Below are 21,044 nucleotides of genomic sequence, written 5' to 3'. Positions count from 1 at the left end.
CGGGCCCGGGGCGGTGACCGGCTGAGGCCACGGCCGACCCTAGGGCGCTGACCGGCTGAGGCTACAGCCGGGCCCAGGGCGGTAACCCACCGACGCCACAGCCGACCCTCAGGCGGTAACCCACCCAGACCACGGGGTGTGCAAGCCCGGGCCGTCCCGGGGCCCCGGGACGGCCCGGGGGCAGGAGTCGCGCGGGTCGGAGACGGCCCGAGGGCGCACGTGGCGCAGGAGCGGGGGTCGCCCGGGCTTACGCGGGGCGCAGGGGGGTGACGCCCAGGTCGCCGAGGCCGGAGGCGGTGCGGACGGCCACGGAGCCGAAGGGGGTGCGGAGCCGGAGCCACGGGCCCGCCGTGAGGAGGGTCACCGGCAGCTCCTGCGGGAGCGCCTCGGCCGGTGGCAGGAAGCCCAGGGACTGGGCGGCGTGCACGGCGCGCAGGGGCAGACCGGTCGTGCCGATCGTGCGGGACCAGATCTCGCGGCCGATGCGGTCGCGTTCGGCGCGGGTGCGCCGCTCCTCGGGGAGTTCCTCGTCGCGGGTACGGAACTCGGCGACCGCCGCGGCGACGGCACCGCGCAGTCCGGCGGCGTCGGGCAGCCCGGGGACGTCCCGCCAGCCGGCGCGCGGCGGCAGGACCCCGGTCCAGGGCGGGCCGGTGACCGGTCCGGGCACGACGGCCCTGCCCGTGGACTCCTCGATGCCCTCGAGGAGTTCACCGGCGGAGACGGTGATGTCGAGCGGCGCCTCGTCGAGGATCGCGGCCGTACGGACCGCCAGCACCTCGAACGACGGGGGCCGCCCGAAAACGGCGAGGGCGCCGCCCTCCGCCTGGAGGCGGACGGCGGCGGCCCTGTCGTAGCGGATGAGCCGGGCCAGGAAGGCGGCGATGCCCGCCGCCTCCCGTGCGTCGGCGAAGTGCAGGGGCGCCGTCATGCGGCGGCACCCTCCGAGCGCATCCCGTCGTCGACGTACTCCTGGAGGAACTCCCGCTCCTCGGCGGTGATGCGCCGCGGGCGCTGCGCCTCCAGGTCGAAGGGGACGACGACTGTGGACGCCCGTACGTACACCTGGTCGGGGTCCTTGATCTCGTACGCGATCGTCAGGGACGCCGCGCCTATCTTCGTGACCCACGACTCGATGGTCACCGGCTCGTGCCGGTGGACCAGCGGCCGTACGTAGTCGATCTCGTGGCGGGCCACGACGGACCCGCCGGAGAACGACGGCGAGCCGTCGCCCGGCGCCAGCCGGAACATGAAGTCGATCCGGGCCTCCTCCAGGTAGCGGAGGAAGACCACGTTGTTGACGTGCCCGAAGGCGTCCATGTCCGACCAGCGCAGGGGGCAGCGGTAGATATGTCGAGCCACTGGTGACTGCCCGCCTCAGCCCCGGGTGAGCTTCTTGTAGGTGGCGCGGTGCGGACGGGCCGCGTCCGGGCCGAGCCGGTCGATCTTGTTCTTCTCGTACGACTCGAAGTTGCCCTCGAACCAGAACCACTTGGAGTCGCCCTCGTACGCCAGGATGTGCGTGGCGACGCGGTCGAGGAACCAGCGGTCGTGGGAGACGACCACGGCGCAGCCGGGGAACTCCAGCAGCGCGTTCTCGAGGGAGGACAGGGTCTCCACGTCGAGGTCGTTGGTCGGCTCGTCGAGGAGCAGCAGGTTGCCGCCCTGCTTGAGGGTGAGCGCGAGGTTGAGGCGGTTGCGCTCACCACCGGAGAGGACACCGGCCGGCTTCTGCTGGTCCGGGCCCTTGAAGCCGAACGCGGACACGTACGCCCGGGACGGCATCTCGACCTGGCCGACGTTGATGTAGTCCAGCTCGTCGGAGACCACGGCCCACAGGGTCTTCTTGGGGTCGATGTTCTCGCGGCTCTGGTCGACGTAGCTGATCTTGACCGTGTCGCCGATCTTGATGGAGCCGGAGTCCGGCTCCTCCAGGCCCTGGATCATCTTGAACAGCGTGGTCTTGCCGGCGCCGTTCGGGCCGATGACGCCGACGATGCCGTTGCGGGGCAGGGTGAAGCTCAGGTCGTCGATGAGGACCTTCTCGCCGAAGGCCTTGCTGAGGTTCTCGACCTCGACGACGACGTTGCCCAGACGCGGGCCCGGCGGGATCTGGATCTCCTCGAAGTCCAGCTTCCTGGCCTTCTCGGCCTCCGCGGCCATCTCCTCGTAGCGGGCGAGGCGGGCCTTGGACTTGGCCTGGCGGCCCTTGGCGTTGGAGCGGACCCACTCCAGCTCTTCCTTGAGCCGCTTGGCGCGCTTGGCGTCCTTCTGGCCCTCGACCTTGAGACGGGCCTGCTTGGTCTCCAGGTAGGTGGAGTAGTTGCCCTCGTAGGGGTAGGCGCGGCCGCGGTCCAGCTCGAGGATCCACTGGGCGACGTTGTCCAGGAAGTACCGGTCGTGGGTGATCGCGACGACGGTGCCGGCGTACTTGGCGAGGTGCTGCTCCAGCCACTGGACGGACTCGGCGTCCAGGTGGTTGGTGGGCTCGTCGAGGAGGAGCAGGTCGGGGGCCTCCAGCAGCAGCTTGCAGAGCGCGACGCGGCGCTTCTCGCCACCGGAGAGCTTGGTGACCGCCCAGTCGCCGGGCGGGCAGCCCAGGGCGTCCATGGCCTGCTCGAGCTGGGCGTCGAGGTCCCAGGCGTTGGCGTGGTCCAGCTCCTCCTGGAGCTTGCCCATCTCCTCCATCAGCTCGTCGGTGTAGTTGGTCGCCATCTCCTCGGCGATGGCGTTGAACCGGTCGAGCTTGCCCTTGATCTCGGCCACGCCGTCCTGGACGTTCTCCAGCACGGTCTTGGTCTCGTCGAGCGGCGGCTCCTGGAGGAGGATGCCGACGCTGTAGCCCGGCGACAGGAAGGCGTCGCCGTTGGAGGGCTGCTCGAGGCCCGCCATGATCTTGAGCACGGTGGACTTACCGGCGCCGTTCGGGCCGACCACACCGATCTTCGCGCCGGGCAGGAAGCTCAGCGTCACGTCATCGAGGATGACCTTGTCGCCGTGCGCCTTGCGCGTTTTGCGCATCGTGTAGATGTACTCAGCCAAGAGAAACCGTCCGGCAATCAGTAGGAGTCGATTCGCGGCTCCGCCGCGTCAGGGCAGATACACCCCATCTTGCCGTACCGCCACCCCAACCCGGAAACGCCGTCCCCCCGGCCCGGGGGCCCGCCCCCTCGCCGGGGCCCCGGGACCGCCCGGCCGGGGCGGCGGACGCAGGTCCCGGACCCGGCGCCCGGGGTGCGGCGCCCGGGGTGCGGGGCCCGGGGTGCGGGGCCCGGGGTGCGGGGCCCGGGCAAGGGGACGGCCCCGGGGCGCGTCAGGCGCTCCGGGGCCGTCGTGCCGGCGAGGGGCCGGCGCCCTGGTGGTTACTGGCCGGTCGTGGCGCTCTTCTTCTTGCGGAGGAAGAAGACCGCGCCGCCACCCACCAGGACGAACGCCGCCGCGATGCCCGCGATCATCGGCGTGGCGCCGGAGGCGCCGGTCTCGGCGAGGTCACCGGTGCCGCCCGTGCCGGACGTGCCGGCCGAGGTGGTGCCGCCCGACAGGGGGCTGGGCTGCGAGCTGGGCTGCTGGCCGCCGGTCGGGGTGGTGCTGCTGGTGGTCTTGCAGTCGAGGACGCCCTTGAACGTCTTCTTCTCGCCGCCCGGCAGGTCGATCGTGAAGTCGTACGCCTGGTCCTCGGCGACCGGGATGGTCACCGTCTTGGACTCGCCGGCACCGATCGAGTACTTGAAGCCCATCAGCTCGAAGCTGAAGGACTCGTCGCCCTCGTTGGTGGCGGTGATGTCCACGCCGCCCTTCGCGCAGTTCTTCTTCGCGGAGAGCGCCGGGATCGCGCCCTTCTTCGCCCACGTGGCCGTCGCCTGCGCCGACACGGTGGACTCGCTGGAGCCGGCGAGGATCTGCGTCTGGCTCTTCGACACCGAGGAGAACGCCCGGCCGACCGACACGGACGTCGTGGCCTGCACCGAGAACGTGGCGGAGCCGTCGGCGGTGCCGGCCGGCACGTCCACGTACAGCTGGGTGCCGTCGGCGGCCTCGGTGACCGGCTTGCCGTCCTTGTCGGTGACCTTGACGCCCGCGGCGTCGGGCGCGTTCACCGAGGCGCGCTCGGCGTTGGTCCGGACGGTGATCGGCCCGAGCTTGGTGCCGGCGGGGCCGGACACCGCGGCGGGGTCGAGGCTCAGCGAGGCCTTCGGCTCCTCCAGGTTCTGGGCCTTCTCCTGGAGCCAGTCGGCGAGCTTCTCGGCGGCCGGGTCGAGCGCCTCGACGTTCACGCCGTCGGAGTAGCGCCAGATGGCGACCTGGGTACCCGCGGCGGCCGTCTCCTTGGTCAGGGCTCCGGCACCGGCCTCCTTGGCGAGCCCGGCAAGGTCGTCGACCTGCGGGTAGGAGTGCTGGAGGATCCAGCGGATCTTGCCCGCGTCCTTGTTCCGGCCGAGCGACGTCTGGTCCCAGGACGTCTCCAGGTACTTGGCCTTCTGCTGGGTCGGGTTGTGGATGTCGATGCAGTACGTCTTGAGCGTGCCGCCGCCGTCCACCGCCATCTCGAACAGACCCGCGGGCAGCTCCTTGTCCTTGCCGTCGGCGTGGAGCACCGCCCGGTCGTAGGTGGTCAGCCCGTTGAGGGTGGCGGAAGCGCCGCCCTGATGCTGGGGGCCTTCCTCCGCCGCGGCCACGGCCGCCCCCGCTATGGAACCTCCGGCGATCAGACCGGAGGTCAGGACCGCTGCGGCAACGCGGCCGGCCAGCCGCTTCCGCCTCTGTACAGAAAACGCAGCAAACACAGATTTCCCCTCTGGGCGAGACCCCGTCGCGTGAGACACGTCGTGAGACACGTGGGGGGTGGGACTCGCCTTGATGACTCAAGTGCCCCGTGAGTACCGCGAATCCTAGAGACGAGGGCAACGCCCGTCCCCCCTGAGGCCCCCGCTCAACCATTCCGAATCAGAATCGTTATCGTGAACCGGGCATGAAGGGGCCGTTTTTCGCGCGGGCCGGCCCCAAACGGCCCTGGTGCGCGGCCTCTACACCAGCTCCGGCTCGGCCTGCCGCTCCTCCTCCGCCCGCCGCTCCCGCTGTCCCTCCGCGGCCACGGCCGCCGCCCCGGCCTCCTGCGCCGTGTCCTTCTCCCCGTCCGCCGCCTGCGGCAGGCGCCGCGCCGGGCGCCTGAACGCCGCGGTGCCGCGCGTCAGATCGTGGCCCGCAGCCACCGCGTCGATGTCCACGAACGTCCTGCGCTGCCCCTCCCACGTGCCCTCCTCCCGCACCCGCAACCGCCCGAGCACCACCAGTGGTTCGCCGACCGAGACCGACGCCGCGAGGTTCGCGCCGAGCGACCGCCAGGCGCTGACCGTGTAGAAGCTGGTGGGCCCGTCGGTCCAGGCGGACCGCTCCCGGTCGTAGCGGCGTGCCGTCACCGCGAACCGGAACCTCGCGACCCCGCCCGTCGGGGTCTCCCGGTACTCCACGTTGGTCGCGACATTGCCCACGACCGTCACCAAGGTGTCGTTCATGACGCCCACTCCTCCCGCTCGGCGTGCTTGTGTGCACCTCCATGCTGGAGCGATCGGGCGGATCCCGCCGGGGCCTGTGGACAGCCGGACGGCCCGCGGGCGAACCGGGGAGAACTCCGTCACCCGAAAGGGTTTCAGCCGGTGCGGAGACGGCTCCCCGCCACCGTCGCGTACTGCTCGCGCACCTCCCGGTAGCGCATCAGCTCGGCCGCGACCGGGTCGAGGACCATGGCGCGTCCGCAGGAGGCCGCCGCCTCCCGGAGCCGCCGCTCGGCCTCCTGCCCGTACCGCCGTGCGGGCCCGCGCGCGCCCGCCACGCACGCCCATTCGACCAGCGGGCCGCCGATGATCCCGGCCAGCATGACCAGTACGGGCGGGAGCAGCCCGGGGTCCAGTACGCCGACGATCTGGCCGACGAGCCACAGCGCCCCGAACACCTGAAGCAGCGTCATGGACATCTGGGCCAGCACGGCGAGCGCCCACCAGCGCGGACGGGGCGGCCGGCCGCCCGGCTTGGGCTCGCGGGTCTTCACGGCCAGTTCGTCCAGCGCCTCGGGCAGCCCCTGCGCGCCGCGCACCGCCGCCTCCCGCACGGCCTGGGCCCAAGGGGCGGGCAGCCCGTACGCGGCCTGGTCCGCGACGATCCGTACGGCGTGCTCGACGCGCTGGCGGGCCGTCAGCTCGTCCTCGACGGGCGCCGGCTGCTGGGGCTCGCGGGCGGCCGGGGTGCGCAGCCGCTCGTACCAGCGCCACAACCGCAGCCACGGCGTTCCGCAGGCGCGTCCGGCGTTGCGGCGCCATGCGCGTTCCGCCGCCTCGCCGGCCGCGGTGGCGCCGATGGCGACGGCCAGCCGCGCCCCGAAGTCCTCCTGCGCGCGCTCGTCGAGGCCGGGCCGGCCGTCGCCGACGTACACGGGGCGCAGCCGGGCGGCGGCCGCGTCGACGTCCGCGGAGATGCGCCGGGCGGCGGCGTTGCGGCCCTGGACGAACGCGCCGAGCAGTTCGCGCAGCTCGCCCATGCCCTCGCCGGTGAGGGCGGAGACGGCGAGCACGGTGGCACCGGGTTCGCCGTGTTCGCCGAGCGCCATGCCGTCCTCGTCGAGGAGCCGGCGCAGGTCGTCGAGGACCTGGTGCGCGGCGTCGCCGGGCAGCCGGTCGATCTGGTTGAGGACGACGAAGGTCACCTCGGCGTGCCCGGCGAGCGGCCGGAGGTAGCGCTCGTGGAGGACGGCGTCGGCGTACTTCTCCGGGTCGACGACCCAGATGACCGCGTCCACGAGGCCGAGTACGCGGTCGACCTGCGCGCGGTGGGCGGTGACCGCGGAGTCGTGGTCGGGGAGGTCGATCAGGACGAGGCCCTGCAGGGCCTCGTCGCCCGCGCCGCCCGCGAGGGGCCGGCGGCGCAGGCGCCCGGGGATGGCGAGGCGGTCCAGGAGTTCGGCCGCGCCCTCGGACCAGCTGCAGGCGATGGGGGCGGCAGTGGTGGGCCTTCTCAGGCCGGTCTCCGAAACGGGCACCCCCGCCAACGCATTGATCAAAGTTGACTTGCCGCTTCCCGTGGAGCCCGCGATGGCGACGACGGTGTGCCGTGAGGACAGCCGCTGGCGGGCCGCGGCCTCGTCCAGGACCCGGCCCGCCTCGGCGAGGGTCCGCCCGTCGAGGCGGGTGGCCGAGAGACCGACCAGTTCCCGCAGGGCGTCCAGGCGGTCGCGCAGGGCACCGGCGTACGGGCTGCCGATGGGTACGTGGGCGGTGCCCTGGCCGGTGTCCGGGACGGCCTCGTCGTCGTAGACGGCCCGGTTGTCGGCGCGGCGGGCGATGAGCCCGTCGTCCCAGCTCTGCTCCACGGCGCTCACCGCCGTCACCTCTCCTTCTGCAGCACGGACAGCGCGGCGATCAGCGCGGCCTGGGGTTCGGGTGTCACGCCGAGGGCGTCGAGCGGGGCGAGGCGGAACTCCCGCTCCTCGCGGAGGACGCGGTCGATGTACGCCATGACCAGCTCGCCGCCCTTGTCGCGGAGCCGGAGCACGCCCTGGGCGCCCAGCAGCTCGGCGAGCTGCTCCCCCGCGGCCCGGGTGCGGCGGCCGCCGAGGAGGGCGGCGGCGAGGAGCGCGGCGACGGTCTCGGGGTCGGGCGTGGTGGCGCGCTCGGTGCGCCGGACCTCGTCCTCGGCCAGTTCCTCCAGGACGCGGCGCCAGCGCCGTACGGCCATGGCGACGCGCTCGCCGGCCTCGCGGTCGCTCTGGTGGCCCCGGCCGGTGTTCCTCAGGGCCCTGGACGCCGGTTCGCGCCGCCACGCCTCGCGGACCTCGTCGTCGGCGGCGGCGACGGCACAGTGGAGGAGGGCGGTCAGGGACTCGGCGAGGGCGTCGAGCAGTTCGGCGGGGGTGCAGTCGCGGGGGTGGCCGCGCCAGCGGGTGCGGGCGTCGCCGGCGAGGACGGCGCCGCGCCGCAGCTCGTCGCGCACCCGCCGGCGCTGCCGGTCGTACGCGGCCTCGACGGCGGTGCCGAGCCGTACGGCGGCCGCGCACTGGGCGGCGACGGCGGCGGCCAGCTCCGGCATGCGCACCCTGAGCGAGTCGATGACGCCGTTGGCGGTGCGGCCTACGGCCTGCCGGCGGGCGGCGGGGTCCTGGGCGTGGTGGGCGAGCCAGGCGCGCAGGGGTGCCACGGCGGTGTCGGGCAGCAGTCCGGTGCCGCCGCCGGCGGACTCGGGCAGCTCGGGGATGGTGAACCGGGGGACGTCGCCGAGTCCGGCGCGGACGAGCAGCGCCTCGTACTGGCGGGACACCTCGGTGATCACCTGGTGGGGGACGCGGTCGAGGACGGTGACGAGGGTGGCGTCGTACTCCTTGGCGGTGCGCAGGAGGTGCCAGGGCACGGCGTCGGCGTAGCGGGAGGCGGTGGTGACCATGACCCAGACGTCGGCGGCGCAGATCAACTCGGCGGCCAGTTCGCGGCTCTCGACGACGAGGGAGTCGATGTCGGGGGCGTCGAGCAGGGCGAGGCCGCGCGGGACGGTGCCGGCGGTCTCGACGCGCAGCGCCCGGCCCTCGGCCGCCTCGGGGTCCTTGTCGTCGCCCGGGACGCCGAACACCCGGGTGAGCTGCGGCAGGACCCGTACGCCCGAGAACCAGTGGTGATCGTCCGGGTGGCAGACGAGGACGGGGGTGCGGGTGGTGGGTCTGATCACTCCGGCCTCGCTGACGCGCCGCCCCACAAGGGAGTTGACGAGCGTGGACTTGCCGGCCCCGGTGGAGCCGCCGACGACGGCCAGCAGGGGCGCTTCGGGTTCCTTCAGGCGGGGCACCAGATAGTCGTCGAGCTGGGCGAGCAGCTCGGCCCGCGTCTGCCGCGCGCGGGACGCCCCTGGGAGGGGCAGCGGTAGACGCACAGCGGCGACACGGTCGCGCAGGGCGGAAAGTGCGTCGAGGAGCTGAGGCCGTACGTCCAAGGTCACCACATGCGAAGAATGCCCAATTTCAGCATCTTTTTGAAGCGTATGGGCCTCCCTGCGCGCCGGTCGGACACAAGGGACACACGGGATGAGTGGGGCGCAGGCATAACGAGTGCACAACACCCGAGGCGTGAGGCGCGAAAAGCGCTGCGGGAATCGCACCTGCCTGCGATTATCGGGTTCGCTTCACCGAACCTCCACATCGTGCCACGCAGGTGAAGCGACCGGGCCAAGGCGATCGGAGCCCTATCCTTGACCCCGGCAAGGTCACGGACCACCCACCCCGGGGCTCCAGAGGCCACAAGGCCACCACCGGCCCCCGTAGCTCAGTGGATAGAGCAGGTGCCTTCTAAGCACTTGGCCGCAGGTTCGAGTCCTGCCGGGGGCGCACTCCCGGCCCTCCTGTACGGAGGGCCTTTCTGCTGCCGGAATCCTCGCCCTTCACCAAGCCGGGCGGGATTGAGCGCGACCGCGGCCGGGCGGCGCTCAAGCGAGTTCCCGCCGGGCCGAGTTCGAGGCGCAGACCTCCTTGCCCCACGCGGCCCGCTCGTCGGCGGCGCGACGGAAGACCGTCTGCGCGTCGTACGGGATCCCGTACTCCAGTGGCGCAGTGAGCCGCGCGGACCTCCTGGCCGCCACCCAGGGCGCGCGGCTCCCGGCCTCCCGCCCGCCCCCGCGGGACAGTGATTGCCCGGATGAGTGCGGGACATCGCCCGGGCCTGGCCGTGCGGCCGATCAGCCGTGCATGTTTTCTTGTTACGCGATGTTCACAGGATTCCCATGCGCTACGGTTCCAGCCATGCGCACTGCGTAGGTGACGCATCACGCAACGAAACTGTGCGGCTGCCCGGGCGCGCGCTCGATGCGGCCCTGTGTCCGGGGGGACCATGCACGAGATGTCCAAGGGAGCCAACGTCGGACTGGCTGCCCTGAGCGACGACGCCGGTGCCGTCGTGGTGAGCCTCAGCTGGAGCAGTCCGGAAGGAGACGGTGACGCGGACGTCTCCGTGCTGCTCCTGGACGAGAACGGCAAGGTTCGCGGTGACGACGACTTCTACTTCTACAACCACCCGGCCGCGGCCGACGGCAGCGTGCAGCTCCTCGGCAAGACGCCGAGCGACGACGGCGACGTGGACAGGATCAGCATCGACCTGAGCGCCGTTCCGCCCGATGTGGTCCGCATCGTGGTGGCGGCCAGCCAGTACGGCGACGCGCAGTTCGGCGATCTCGACAACCTGCGCCTGACACTCGCGGACCGCTCCGGCGAGGTCCTGCTCGGATTCTCCATCGACGACGCGGGCGTCGAGTCGGCCTTCATCTTCGGAGAGCTGTACCGGCGGGGCGAGGAGTGGAAGTTCCGGGCGGTCGGGCAGGGCTACGAGACCGGGCTCGCCGGACTCGCCACGGACTTCGGCATCGACATCACCGATGAGGGAGGCGGTGACGGAGAGGACGAGGGGCGTGGGGTGGAGGCCGCACCGGAGCCGGCGGCCCCGCCGACGGCGGTGCCCAGCGTCCCTCCACAGCGCACCGGTGACGTCCCCCGGCCGACCGAGGAGGCGAAGACTCCCGCGCGGCGGCGCCGTACGGTCAAGAAGAAGATCACGCTGCCCAAGGTTGCGGTGAAGTCCCTCGCCGAGAACGATTCCTGGCAGTCGGCCCGGCTCTTCCCCGCCCCGTCGCTCAAGAGCGACAAGGAGCGGGAGCTGCGCGCCACTTCGGTGCTGCTGTCGGTGTGGCGCAGGTGCCCGAGTTCGGGCGGCGGCTCACCGCCGCCTACGGAGCGCCCGCGGGCCGTATGCAGACGTTCACGGAGGTCTCCCTGCCCCACGGCGACACCCCCAGGCGTCCGGACGGCGTCATCCGCGTCGAGCGCGCGGGCAAGCTGTGGACCGCCCTCGTCGAGACGAAGACCAACGGCAATCCCCTCAAGGCGGAGCAGGTCCAGAGCTACGTGGACATCGCGGCCCGCCGCGGGTACGAGGCGGTGATCACCCTGTCCAACGACGTCGCCCTGGAGGGCAGTCCGCTGGTCGACGTCAAGATGGACGGCCGGCGCAAGCACAAGGTCGCGCTGTGGCACCTGTCCTGGGCCGAGGTCGCCCACCAGGCGCAGATGCTCATCCGTCACGAGGGCGTGGGGAACCCGGCACACGCCTGGCTGCTCCAGGAGCTGCTCCACTACCTCCAGCACGACAACTCCGGCTGCCACGGCTTCCAGAACATGGGGCCGGCCTGGGTGCCCGTGCGCAACGCCATCGACTCGGAGACGCTGGTCCCGGGCGACCCGCGGGCCGTCGAGGTCGTCGAGAGCTGGGAGCGGCTCGTGCGGCAGGTGTGCCTCAGGCTGGGCGGGGAGCTGGGGCAGAAGGCACTGCCCGTGCAGCGCGCCAAGCGCGGCACGGATCCGGGCGCCAGAAGGGCCTCGCTCGCCGATGTGCTCTGCGAGACCGGCCGGCTGTCGGCGGACCTGCGGGTCGACGGCACCCCCGGCATGCTCACCATCACGGCCGACCTGCGGACCGGCAAGATCCGTATCTCCGTGGAGGTGGCGGCTCCCGAGGGAAGCTACCCGCTCGCCACGGCCAAGCGCCTCGTCCGGTCGCTCGCCGAAGCGCCGGCCGATCTGCACGTGGAAACGCTCGTCGACGGCGGGAACGGGCCGCGCGGCACTCTGGAACGGCTGCGGCCGGAGCCGGGCGACCTGCTGCCCCGCGACGGTACGGCGATCGCCGGCTTCAGGCTGTCGCTGTTCAGGGGCATGGGAGGCGCCCGGGGCAACACGGAGTCCGGTTTCATCCGCAGTGTCGGTGACGCCGTGGACCGCTTCTACACCGGCGTCATCACTCATCTGGAGCAGTTCGACCGCGGCACGGCGGGCCGTACGCGGCGAGGGGCGAGCGAGAGGAGCCGTGAAGGGGCGGAGTGACGTCCCACTCTACGAGCCCCGTGGCTTCAGGTCCCTGAGGGCGTCCTCCACCGTGCGGTGGAAGGTGGGGTACGCGAACATCATGTGGCGCAGGCGGGGAATCGGCACCTCGGCGTGGACGGCGACCGACAGGCCGTACAGGACCTCGCCGCCCATGGGGCCCGCCGAGGTGGCGCCCACCAGGGTGTCGTCGGCGACGACCAGTTTGATCAGACCCTCGTTGCCCGCCTTGTGGATCCAGCCGCGGCTGGACGCGGGGATGCGGGCGAGCCCCGTGCGGACGTCGAGGCCGTGCTCGCGGGCCGCGGACTCGGTGAGGCCGACCGAGCCGATCTCCGGGTCGGTGAACGTGACGCGGGGCAGCGCCCGGTAGTCCGCGTCCGGGGCCGGGTCGCCCAGGATGTAGCGGGCCGCCAGTTCGCCCTGGTACATGGCGACGTGCGTGAACAGGCCGCGGCCCGTGACGTCGCCCACCGCCCAGATGCCGTCCGCCGCCCGCATCCTGCCGTCGACCTCCAGGGCGCGGGCCTCAGGGTCCAGGCCCGCGTTCTCCAGGCCCAGTCCGGTGAGGACGGGGCGGCGGCCCGTGGCGACCAGGAGGCGGTGCCCGGACAGCTCACCGCCGCCCTCCAGGGTCAGCCGGAACGCGTCGGCCTCGTGCCGCACCCCGGTCACCCGCGCTCCCGTCCGTACGGCGATCCCGTCCCCCGCCAGAGCCTCCGCCACCAGGGCGCTCGCCTCCGGCTCCTCCCGGGACAGCAGCCGGTCCCCCGCCTCCACCACCGTGACCGCCGAGCCGAAGCGGGCGAACGCCTGGGCCAGCTCGACGCCGACCGTCCCGCCGCCGAGGACCAGCAGCGACGCCGGTGCCTCCGTCGCGGCGACCGCGTCGCGGTTCGTCCAGTACGGCACGTCGTCCAGGCCCGGTACGGGAGGCGTCTGCGGGCGGCTGCCCGTGGCCAGGACGACGCCCCGGCGGGCCGTCACCGTGCCGCCGTCCACCTCGACCGTGTTCCGGGACGTGAGGCGGGCGCGGCCCCGTACGAAGCGGCCCCCCTTGCCCGTGAAGCGGTCCACGGCCGCCCGGTCGTCCCAGTCGTCCGTGGCCTCGTCCCGTATGCGTGCCGCGACCGGGCCGAACTCCGCCGCCACCTCCGTACGGCCCGCCATGCCCGGCACCCGGCGGGCCTCGGCCAGCAGGTTGCCCGCGCGGATCATCATCTTGCTCGGGATGCAGGCCCAGTACGGGCACTCGCCCCCGACCAGCTCGGCCTCGATCCCGACGACCTCCAGCCCCGCCTCCGCCAGCCGTCCCGCGACGTGCTCTCCCCCGACCCCCATTCCGATCACCACGACGTCGGCGCTCTGCGACGCACCCGATGCCGGCATGGTGCCTCCTCGGTCGGTGACTGCTCGCGGTCGGCGGGCTCCGGCGTGGGCGGGTTCCCCTTTCTCCGGTTCCCACGCCTGCGGCCGCGATCCCGGCCTCGGCGGCCCGGCCGTGCCGGCGATGCCGTGACCGCGTTCGCGCAGCCGATGCGGCGTCATGTTCCCGGCTTCTTCGGCGACTTGGCGCGAACTCCCCCTTGGCCCGCGGGCCGCGTCCCGTTATCTTGGATCAGTCATTCCAAGATGATGCCGCGAGAGAGCGAGCTACCGGCCGTGCCCGACATCAAGCACTTCGACCACGACACCGTGCTGGACACCGCGCTGCGCGTCTTCTGGCAGCGCGGCATGGCGTCCACCGGCATCCAGGCGCTCGTCGACGCCACCGGGCTGAGCCGGTCCAGCCTGTACGCCACCTTCGGCAGTAAGGAGGGCCTGTACACCGAGGCCCTGCGCCGCTACATCGCGCGCTGGTCGACCCCGGCGTTCGCGGCGCTGGCCGCCGACCCGGGCGGCCTCGACGCGATCGAGCGGTTCTTCGCCGGACTGATCGACCTGCGCTGCTCCGGCGAACTCGCCGGCTGGGGGTGCCTCGTCACGAACGCCCACGCCGGGCCCGAGAGCGCGGTCCCCCAGGTCCGGGCCCTGCTCGACGACCACCACCGGCAGTTGCAGGGCGCCCTCCGCACGACGCTGGGGACGGCGGCCGCGCTCGGCCGGCTCGCCCCGTCCGTCGACCCCGACGACGCCGCCGCCGTCCTGGCGGCACTCGCCTACGGGGTCAACCTCCGCTCCCGCGCGGGCGCGCCGCCCGAGGCGCTGCACGCGACGGTCGCGGGCGCGCTGCGGCCGCTGTACGCACAACCGTCCTGATCCGGGCCTCGCCGGATCGAGGGCCCGGACCAGTGCTTCGGCGGAGGTCGGGGGCCGTCCACCGGCCAGGACCTCGCGCGTCGGGGCGACACACGCGCACGGGGCCTCGCACGTCCGGGGCCGCACACGCGCCGGGCCCTCGCACGTCGGGCCCCGTCCGTCACGGCCTCGGCACGTCGGGGCCGTGTCCGCGACGGCCTCGCCCCCGAGGCCGGTACACCCGCGAAGGACCCGCATCGCGGCCTTCGCCCACCGGGGCCTCTCCAGGAGCGCCCCTCAGCCACCGGGGCCTCCCCAGGAGCGCCCCCCTCATCCCAGGAGGAACTGCACCATGAGCCAGAGCCTCAACGACGAACTGCGGGCCTTCTACACCGCCCGCGTGCACGAACTGCCCGTCGCCGCCCGTGCCGTCATGGACCGGGCCGGCCGTGAACTGGCCGAGTCCGGGCAGGCGGGGCAGGCCCTCGCCGTCGGCGCGCGGGCGCCGCGCTTCGCGCTGCCCTCGGCCACCGGCCGGACCGTCGCCCTGGACGACCTGCTGGCGGAGGGGCCGGTCGTCCTGACCTTCTACCGCGGCGCCTGGTGCCCCTTCTGCAACATCGCCCTGCGCGCCCTCCAGCAGCACCACGACGAGATCCGGGCGCGCGGCGCCCGGCTGGTGGCCGTCTCGCCGCAGATCCCGGACGAGTCGCTGTCGCTGACCGAGAAGCACGGGCTCGCCTTCGACGTGCTCAGCGATCTCGGCTCGGACGTCGCCAAGCAGTACGGGCTCGCCTTCGACCTGCCCGACGACCTCGGCGAGGTGTACGACGGGCTGGGCTTCGAGCTGCAGCGCGTCAACGGCGGGCACGCCCGCACGCTGCCGGTCCCGGCGACGTACGTCATCGACCGGGACGGCACGGTGCGGTGGGCGTTCGTCGACACCGACTACAAGCTGCGCGCCGAGCCGGCCGACATCCTCGACGCACTCGACGCGCTGCGCTGAGCGGCGCGGCGGCCGCCGGGGCCCTCGGTCCGCCGAGGGCCCCGGCCCCGCTCACCCAGCGGCGGCGGCTGTTCCCGTAGTGCCCGCGCGCCGCTGCCCCGGCCCCGGGTCCGTACGGCGGCGGCGCAGCGCCCAGCCCGCCAGCACGGCGGCCGCCGCGATCGCGTACACCGTCGTGCCGACCAGCTCCCGGTCGTCGAAGGCCCTGGCGGTGACGTAGCGCGCGGCGCCCGCGACGGCGACGAGCAGCCACTCCCACCGGCCGTCGAGCGCGACCAGCGCGACGAGCAGCAGGGCGTACCAGGAGTAGCCGGGCGTCAGCAGCAGGAACGCCGTACCGGTCACCAGGAGCGCGCCGCTCCAGGGGCGGCTCGGGTCGCCGCGCCACAGCACGGCGACGCTCACGGCGGCCATGGCGGCGAGGAGGACGGGCAGCGCCCAGTCGTCGGGCAGGACCAGCCGCAGCAGCGCGTACCGGTCGCGGGCCGCGGCGTCGCCGTAGCCCTCCTCCTCGACGTACCCGCCGAGGTAGCCGAAGACCGAGTCGCGGGACGCCAGCGCGTACGGGAGATACGTGAGGGCGGTGACCGCGGCGGCGGGCACGAGCACGGCCGCCGCGTCACGGACCCGGCGTACGCCGGACAGCGCGCCGGGCAGCACCACGGCGGGCATCAGCTTCGTGGCGACGGCGGCGCCCAGCAGGACGCCGCCGGAGAGCCGGTGCCGGACCGCGACGAGGGCCAGCCCGGCCACGGTGAACAGCACGCCCACCACGTCGACGTGCGCGTTGTTCACCGCCTCGACGGGAACGGCCGGGCACCACGCCCAGTACGCGGCGGTCCTGGGGTCGCCCCCGCGGCGACGCAGGACCAGCAGCAGCACTCCGGTGACGGCGACGGACAGGGCGGCGCCGCCCAGCTGCAGGGGCTTGTGGCGGGTGCCGTCCGGCGAGAGCAGATGGACGTTGAGGAAGTACGCCTCGGCGACCGGCGGGTAGATGGTGTGCACGGAGGGGCGGTTGAGGCGGGTGCACTGCGGCGTGCCGTCCGAGGCGGGCGGGACGGCCGCGCGGTCCGGTCCCTGGCAGGCGTCGTCCAGCGGGAACAGCCAGTCGTCGCGCAGCGCGGACAGTGCGGCGTCGGCGGGCGCGTGGTCGTACGGCGAGACCCCGGCCGCCTGCACCCTGCCGTCCCACGCGTACCGGTACGAGTCGGTGCTGGTGCGCGGCGGCGCGACCAGGCCGGTCGCCGCGACGACGGCGGAGCCGGCGATGACCAGGGCCACGGCCTGCCGCACCGGCACCTTGCGCAGCGCCCAGGCGGCGGCGGCGAAGAGCGCCCAGCAGGCGGCGTACCGCCAGGACAGGCCGGCGGGATCGGAGTGGTAGCCGTCGTACCGGATCGTCCACACCAGCGCGGCGGCCAGGCCGGCGAGGAGCAGGGCGGCGGCTGTGGTGGGTGCGTGCGCGGGGCGCGCGCGGGGTGGGCCGGGGGCGTCGGTCGGCCGGTGGTCCGGCGCCGTCCCGGCGGCTCTGGCGGGTTCGTCTGCGGTGTCGGTCGTGTCGGTCACGGGGACAGCCTCTCAGCGATCATGGGCATGCCGCACGGAGCGTGCCCGGACGTCCCCGATCCGTAAGGAGTCGGTACACCACTACGGGCGCGTCCGGCGGTGTCATGGAGGCATGAGTCCGCGCCTCCGGATCCCCCGTCCCTCGCTCCCCCCGCTGCCGCCCCTGTCCCGGCTCCTGGCCCCGCCGTCCTTCTCCGGGCGCCTCCACGACGCCAGGACCGCGACCTCCACCGGCCGCTGGCTGGGCCTCGCCTTCGCCGTCTGCTTCGTGACCGGCCTGATCAGCCACTACCTCCAGCGGCCGCCCGACTGGCTCGCCCCGCTGCTGCCGAGCCGGCCCGTCTGGGGCTACCGGGTCACCCAGGGGCTGCACGTGGCGAGCGGCACCGCGGCCGTGCCGCTGCTGTTCGCCAAGCTGTGGACGGTCTACCCGCGGCTGTTCGTCCGGCCGGTCGTACGGTCCGTCCCGCACGCGCTGGAGCGCCTGTCGATCGGTGTGCTCGTCGCCGCGTCCGTGTTCCAGCTGTTCACGGGCCTGCTCAACACCGTGCAGTGGTATCCGTGGCCGTTCTCCTTCGTCCCCGTCCACTACGCCGTCGCCTGGCTGGTGACCGGGGCGCTCGTCCTGCACGTGGCGGTCAAGTGGCCGGACATCCGCCTGCATTGGGGCAGGCGCTCGCCGGGCACCCTGGAACTGCCCGCCGCGGACGCGCCGGACCGGCGGTCGCTGCTCGCCGCGGTGGGGCTCGCGGTGGGCGCGGTGACGGTGACGACGGTGGGCCAGTCCCTCACGCCGCTGCGGCGGCTGGACCTGCTCGCGCCCCGGCACCCCGACCACGGCGCGCAGGGGCTGCCCGTCAACCGCACGGCCGCCGCGGCCGGGACGGCGTCCGTGGCGGTACGGGACTGGCGGCTGAGCGTCGTGGGACCGCGGCCGTACGAGCTGACGCTGGACGCGCTGCGCACCCTGCCGCAGTACGAGGTGGAGCTGCCCATCGCGTGCGTCGAGGGCTGGAGCCGCAGCGCGCGCTGGACGGGCGTCCGCGTCATGGACCTGCTGGAACGGGCGGACGCGCCGCCCGGGGCGTGGGTGCGGGTGGTGTCGCTGGAGCGGCGCGGCGCGTACAAGGTGATGGAGATGGGCCGGACCTACGCCCGTGACCCGCTGACCCTGCTCGCGCTGCGGCTCAACGGACAGGTGCTCTCGCCCGACCACGGCTTCCCCGCGCGCATCATCGCGCCGAACCGGCCGGGGGTCTGGCAGACCAAGTGGGTCACGCGGCTGGAGGTGATGGTGTGAGCGCCGGGCGGTTCGGGGCGGGGGCCGTAGGTGTGGGGCTCATGGGGTACGGGGTGTGGCTCCTCGTGGGCACGGGCAGCGCCCGGGACGTGGTGCTGTGGCTGGCCGGGTCGCTGCTGGCGCACGACGCGGTGGTGGCCCCGCTGGTGCTGGGCGTGGGGCTGCTGGTCGGCGCGGTACCGGCGCGGGGTGTGGTGCGGGGGGCGCTCGTGGTGGCGGGCGCGGTGACGCTGGTCGCCCTGCCGGTGCTGCTCGCGCCCCGGCCGCGGGCCAACCCGTCGGTCCTGCCCCTGCCGTACGAGCGGAACTGGCTGGTGGTCGTGGGGGTGGTTGTGGGGTGCGCGGGCGCGCTGGTGGCGGTGCGGTGGCTACGGCGCCGCGCTCACCCACGCCGCCGGTGAGCCGCCCACCGGGCGGGCGGACCCACCCCACCGGGGGCGAGCGGCCCACCGGGCGGGCGGGGGCCCCCACCGGGGGTCAGCCGCCCACGCACGGGACGGGGGTGGACCGGGGGTCGCGCGCGCAGGATTGGCGGCGCTGGGACGCTTCACTCTCACGGGCCCGAGCGAGCCAATCTGAGCACGTGACCCCCGGGCCGCCCCCGGACTCACCCACCGTCGTGGCGCGCAGGGGGCGGGCCCTCAGGCCGGGGGGCCGTTCCGTCGTTGTGCCCACCCGTTCCTCCCCCAAGGACTACGTCCAGGGGGGACCCCCCTGCGGAACGACTGCCCACAACGAGGAACGGCGGTCCCGGCGCGAGCCCACCACGACGAAACGGCCGCACCGGCACCAGCCCACAACGACGGAACGGCGGCACCGCGACGCCACCCCACAACGACGGAACGGCGGCACCGCGACGCCACCCCACAACGACGGAACGGCGGCACCGCGACGCCACTCACAACGAGGAACGGCGGCGCCGGCCCGCAACGGCGGGACCGCGGCACAACGGCACCAGCCCTCAGCAGGAACGGCGGTGCGGGTCACGGCAGGAAGGGCCGTGGTCAGCGGGTCAGTTGCGTGAAGTGGCGTTCGGCGTAGTGCCAGTGGGTCCTCGGGTGCCAGCCCGTCGGTTCCGCGTAGGACCGGAGGGCCCGGTGGCCCACGCGGGACCAGGGGAAGGCGGGGCCCCGACCGCCGCGGCCGTCGTCGACGCGTACCTCGACCCGCTCGTCGACGTCCTGCGCGGCGGTCTCGACCACGAGCGTGCCGCCGGGCGCCACCAGTTGGGCGGCGCGGTACAGCAGCGCGGCCGGGTCGCCGCCGATGCCGATGTTGCCGTCCATGAGGAGCACCGTGGCCCAGCGGCCCTCCTTGGGGAGCGGGTCGAACACCGACCGGCACAGTGCGGTGCCGCCCGCGCGTATGGTGCGGTCGACCGCGGCCGGGCTCACGTCGATGCCGAGGGCGGGCCGCCCACGCGCGGCGAGGGCCACGACCAGGCGGCCGGGGCCGCAGCCCACGTCCAGGACGGGGCCCCGGCAGCGGGCCAGGACGGTGGCGTCGGCGCCGTCGGGGGCGGCGCACCAGCGCTCGACGTCCAGGGGCAGCAGCCAGCCGTCGCCGCGCCGCAGGTAGAGCGGGCCGCGCCCGGCGCGCAGGGCGTTGGTGTACGGGTCGCCGTCCCGCCAGGCGCGGACGGACCGGGCGGTGTCCGGCGCCGCCGTCACCAGGTGTCTCCCCGCGCCGTCAGCGTCGCGTGGAGGGTGGCGAAGCGGCTGTGCGGGGCCTCCGTCGCGACGGCCGAGGCGTCCGCCGCCGTGTCCACGTCCCGGAGGACCGGCAGGTCGCGGACGGTGAGGCCGGCCGCGGTGAGTCTGTGCCGCTGGGTACGGCCGGTGTCGGGTCGGGACATGGGGACGCCGCGCAGGAGCGACGGGTCGGGGGTGGCCAGGCCGAGGGCCCAGAAGCCGCCGTCGGCGGCGGGGCCGAAGCGGGCGTCGGTGCCGTGGGCGAAGTCCAGGCCGTGGGTGAGGAGTTCCGGGGTGACCTGGGGGGTGTCCATGCCGATGAGCAGCGCGGGACCGGGGCCGCAGGAGGCGAACGCGGCGGCGAGCCGCTCGTCGAGGCCGCCCGGCACCTGCGGCACGACGTCGAAACCGGCCGGCAGCCAGGGGCCGGGGGCTCCGGCGAGGACGAGGACGTGACGGCGGGCCGGGGTGGCGCGTACCGCTTCCAGCGTGTCGGCGAGGGCGGCCTCGGCGAGCCGTGCGGCGTCGGCGGGGCTGAAGGGAGGGGTGAGGCGGGTCTTGACCCGGCCGGGCCGGGGCTCCTTGGCGATGACGAGGAGGGTGCTCATACGGCGGTCACCCGCGGCGGCTCGGCGAGGACCCTGCGCATGTCGCGCACGGCGTGCCAGGTGCCGCGCCAGGTGCCGGTGACCTTGGAGCGGCCGGTGCGCGGCAGGTAGGGCACGTCGCGTTCGCCGATCCGCCAGCCGGCGTCGGCGGCGCGGACGACCATCTGGAGGGGGTAGCCGCTGCGCCGGTCGGTGAGGTCCAGGGCGAGCAGGGCCTCGCGGCGCGCGGCCCGCATGGGGCCGAGGTCGTGCAGGCGCAGGCCGGTGCGGCGGCGCAGCATCCGGGCGAGGGCCAGGTTGCCGGCGCGGGCGTGGGCCGGCCAGGCTCCCCGGGTGCGGGGGCGGCGGCGGCCGAGGACGAGGTCGGAGCGGCCGGCGGCGACGTCGTCGACGAAGGGGACGAGGAGCCGGGGGTCGAGCGAGGCGTCGCAGTCGCAGAAGCAGACGATGTCGGCGTCGGAGGCGAGCAGTCCGGCGTGGCAGGCGGCGCCGAAGCCCCGGCGGGGTTCGGCGACGACGGTGGCGCCGAGGGAGCGGGCGATGCCGGGGGAGCCGTCGGTCGATCCGTTGTCGACGACGACGGCCCGCCAGCCGGGCGGGATCCGCTCCAGCACCCAGGGCAGCGCCCCGGCCTCGTCGAGGCAGGGCAGGACGACGTCGACCCGTACGGCTGGGGACGGCGGTGGACTGAAGGGTCGCGAGGTGAATGCGGTCACGGCCTTCACCGTACGAA

The 21,044-nt window shown here is 74.1% G+C and carries 17 protein-coding genes, 1 tRNA gene and 1 pseudogene; 6 read left to right on the top strand and 13 right to left on the bottom strand.

The window, feature by feature from the left end; genetic code table 11:
• Window positions 1-247: 247 nt before the first annotated feature.
• The 7 genes from ABEB09_RS22165 to ABEB09_RS22135 all read right to left on the bottom strand — a co-directional run bounded on the left by ABEB09_RS22165 (window position 248) and on the right by ABEB09_RS22135 (window position 8,967).
• The gene (locus ABEB09_RS22165) at window positions 248-931 is read right to left on the bottom strand and encodes a DUF8010 domain-containing protein (protein WP_345691658.1); all 684 of its coding nucleotides are present in this window, start codon (window positions 929-931) and stop codon (window positions 248-250) included.
• On the bottom strand, window positions 928-1,362 hold the full coding sequence (locus ABEB09_RS22160; RefSeq protein WP_345691657.1) for an acyl-CoA thioesterase: 435 nt from the start codon (window positions 1,360-1,362) through the stop codon (window positions 928-930). The genes ABEB09_RS22165 and ABEB09_RS22160 overlap by 4 nt, the downstream gene beginning before the upstream one ends.
• A gap of 15 nt (window positions 1,363-1,377) precedes the next feature.
• Window positions 1,378-3,042, bottom strand: coding sequence for an energy-dependent translational throttle protein EttA (gene ettA / locus ABEB09_RS22155; protein ID WP_345691656.1), 1,665 nt, complete (start codon window positions 3,040-3,042; stop codon window positions 1,378-1,380).
• Between the two features lie 320 nt (window positions 3,043-3,362).
• Window positions 3,363-4,784, bottom strand: coding sequence for a Cys-Gln thioester bond-forming surface protein (locus ABEB09_RS22150; RefSeq protein WP_345691655.1), 1,422 nt, complete (start codon window positions 4,782-4,784; stop codon window positions 3,363-3,365).
• A gap of 240 nt (window positions 4,785-5,024) precedes the next feature.
• Window positions 5,025-5,513: a single-stranded DNA-binding protein gene (locus ABEB09_RS22145; protein ID WP_345691654.1), complete on the bottom strand. Its 489-nt coding sequence runs from the start codon at window positions 5,511-5,513 to the stop codon at window positions 5,025-5,027.
• A 134-nt stretch (window positions 5,514-5,647) separates the two neighbouring features.
• Complete coding sequence (locus ABEB09_RS22140) at window positions 5,648-7,360, bottom strand: GTPase (protein ID WP_345694037.1); 1,713 nt, start codon at window positions 7,358-7,360, stop codon at window positions 5,648-5,650.
• A gap of 14 nt (window positions 7,361-7,374) precedes the next feature.
• On the bottom strand, window positions 7,375-8,967 hold the full coding sequence (locus ABEB09_RS22135; protein WP_345694036.1) for a dynamin family protein: 1,593 nt from the start codon (window positions 8,965-8,967) through the stop codon (window positions 7,375-7,377).
• A gap of 318 nt (window positions 8,968-9,285) precedes the next feature.
• Here ABEB09_RS22135 and ABEB09_RS22130 point away from each other — a divergent pair.
• Window positions 9,286-9,358, top strand: a tRNA-Arg gene (locus tag ABEB09_RS22130).
• Between the two features lie 98 nt (window positions 9,359-9,456).
• On the opposite strand, the gene ABEB09_RS22125 is transcribed toward ABEB09_RS22130, so the two are convergent.
• Window positions 9,457-9,609, bottom strand: coding sequence for a hypothetical protein (locus ABEB09_RS22125; protein WP_345691653.1), 153 nt, complete (start codon window positions 9,607-9,609; stop codon window positions 9,457-9,459).
• 248 nt (window positions 9,610-9,857) lie between these two features.
• Here ABEB09_RS22125 and ABEB09_RS22120 point away from each other — a divergent pair.
• Window positions 9,858-11,899, top strand: a pseudogene (locus ABEB09_RS22120) (TerD family protein).
• Window positions 11,900-11,908: 9 nt separating this feature from the next.
• Here ABEB09_RS22120 and ABEB09_RS22115 read toward each other — a convergent pair.
• Window positions 11,909-13,288: a dihydrolipoyl dehydrogenase family protein gene (locus ABEB09_RS22115; RefSeq protein WP_345691652.1), complete on the bottom strand. Its 1,380-nt coding sequence runs from the start codon at window positions 13,286-13,288 to the stop codon at window positions 11,909-11,911.
• 273 nt (window positions 13,289-13,561) lie between these two features.
• On the opposite strand from ABEB09_RS22115, the gene ABEB09_RS22110 reads away from it, so the two are divergent.
• Together ABEB09_RS22110 and ABEB09_RS22105 are read left to right on the top strand one after the other, a co-directional pair.
• Window positions 13,562-14,158: a TetR/AcrR family transcriptional regulator gene (locus ABEB09_RS22110; protein ID WP_345691651.1), complete on the top strand. Its 597-nt coding sequence runs from the start codon at window positions 13,562-13,564 to the stop codon at window positions 14,156-14,158.
• A 331-nt stretch (window positions 14,159-14,489) separates the two neighbouring features.
• Window positions 14,490-15,143: a peroxiredoxin-like family protein gene (locus ABEB09_RS22105; protein WP_345691650.1), complete on the top strand. Its 654-nt coding sequence runs from the start codon at window positions 14,490-14,492 to the stop codon at window positions 15,141-15,143.
• Between the two features lie 51 nt (window positions 15,144-15,194).
• Here ABEB09_RS22105 and ABEB09_RS22100 read toward each other — a convergent pair whose 3' ends face one another.
• The gene (locus ABEB09_RS22100; protein WP_380840902.1) at window positions 15,195-16,712 is read right to left on the bottom strand and encodes a glycosyltransferase 87 family protein; all 1,518 of its coding nucleotides are present in this window, start codon (window positions 16,710-16,712) and stop codon (window positions 15,195-15,197) included.
• A 112-nt stretch (window positions 16,713-16,824) separates the two neighbouring features.
• Here ABEB09_RS22100 and ABEB09_RS22095 point away from each other — a divergent pair, with 112 nt between their 5' ends.
• Window positions 16,825-18,012 (top strand): molybdopterin-dependent oxidoreductase, encoded by a 1,188-nt coding sequence (locus ABEB09_RS22095; protein ID WP_345691649.1) that lies wholly within the window; start codon window positions 16,825-16,827, stop codon window positions 18,010-18,012.
• Entirely contained in the window at window positions 18,009-18,413 is a 405-nt protein-coding gene (locus tag ABEB09_RS22090) for a hypothetical protein (protein WP_345691648.1), read from the top strand. The genes ABEB09_RS22095 and ABEB09_RS22090 overlap by 4 nt, the downstream gene beginning before the upstream one ends.
• A gap of 603 nt (window positions 18,414-19,016) precedes the next feature.
• Here ABEB09_RS22090 and ABEB09_RS22085 read toward each other — a convergent pair.
• Genes ABEB09_RS22085 through ABEB09_RS22075 form a run of 3 tightly spaced genes read right to left on the bottom strand, consistent with a single transcriptional unit; the run spans window position 19,017 to window position 21,027 of the window.
• Window positions 19,017-19,682 (bottom strand): class I SAM-dependent methyltransferase, encoded by a 666-nt coding sequence (locus tag ABEB09_RS22085; protein ID WP_345691647.1) that lies wholly within the window; start codon window positions 19,680-19,682, stop codon window positions 19,017-19,019.
• Window positions 19,679-20,311, bottom strand: coding sequence for a TIGR04282 family arsenosugar biosynthesis glycosyltransferase (locus tag ABEB09_RS22080; protein ID WP_345691646.1), 633 nt, complete (start codon window positions 20,309-20,311; stop codon window positions 19,679-19,681). Before ABEB09_RS22080 ends, ABEB09_RS22085 begins: the two co-directional genes overlap by 4 nt.
• Window positions 20,308-21,027: a glycosyltransferase family 2 protein gene (locus ABEB09_RS22075; RefSeq protein WP_345691645.1), complete on the bottom strand. Its 720-nt coding sequence runs from the start codon at window positions 21,025-21,027 to the stop codon at window positions 20,308-20,310. Before ABEB09_RS22075 ends, ABEB09_RS22080 begins: the two co-directional genes overlap by 4 nt.
• Window positions 21,028-21,044 lie beyond the last annotated feature (17 nt).

Source organism: Streptomyces coeruleoprunus (genome assembly GCF_039542925.1).
Taxonomy (GTDB): domain Bacteria; phylum Actinomycetota; class Actinomycetes; order Streptomycetales; family Streptomycetaceae; genus Streptomyces; species Streptomyces coeruleoprunus.
Note: the sequence above shows the minus strand (reverse complement) of the source record. Positions and strands in the feature narration are given on the sequence as shown.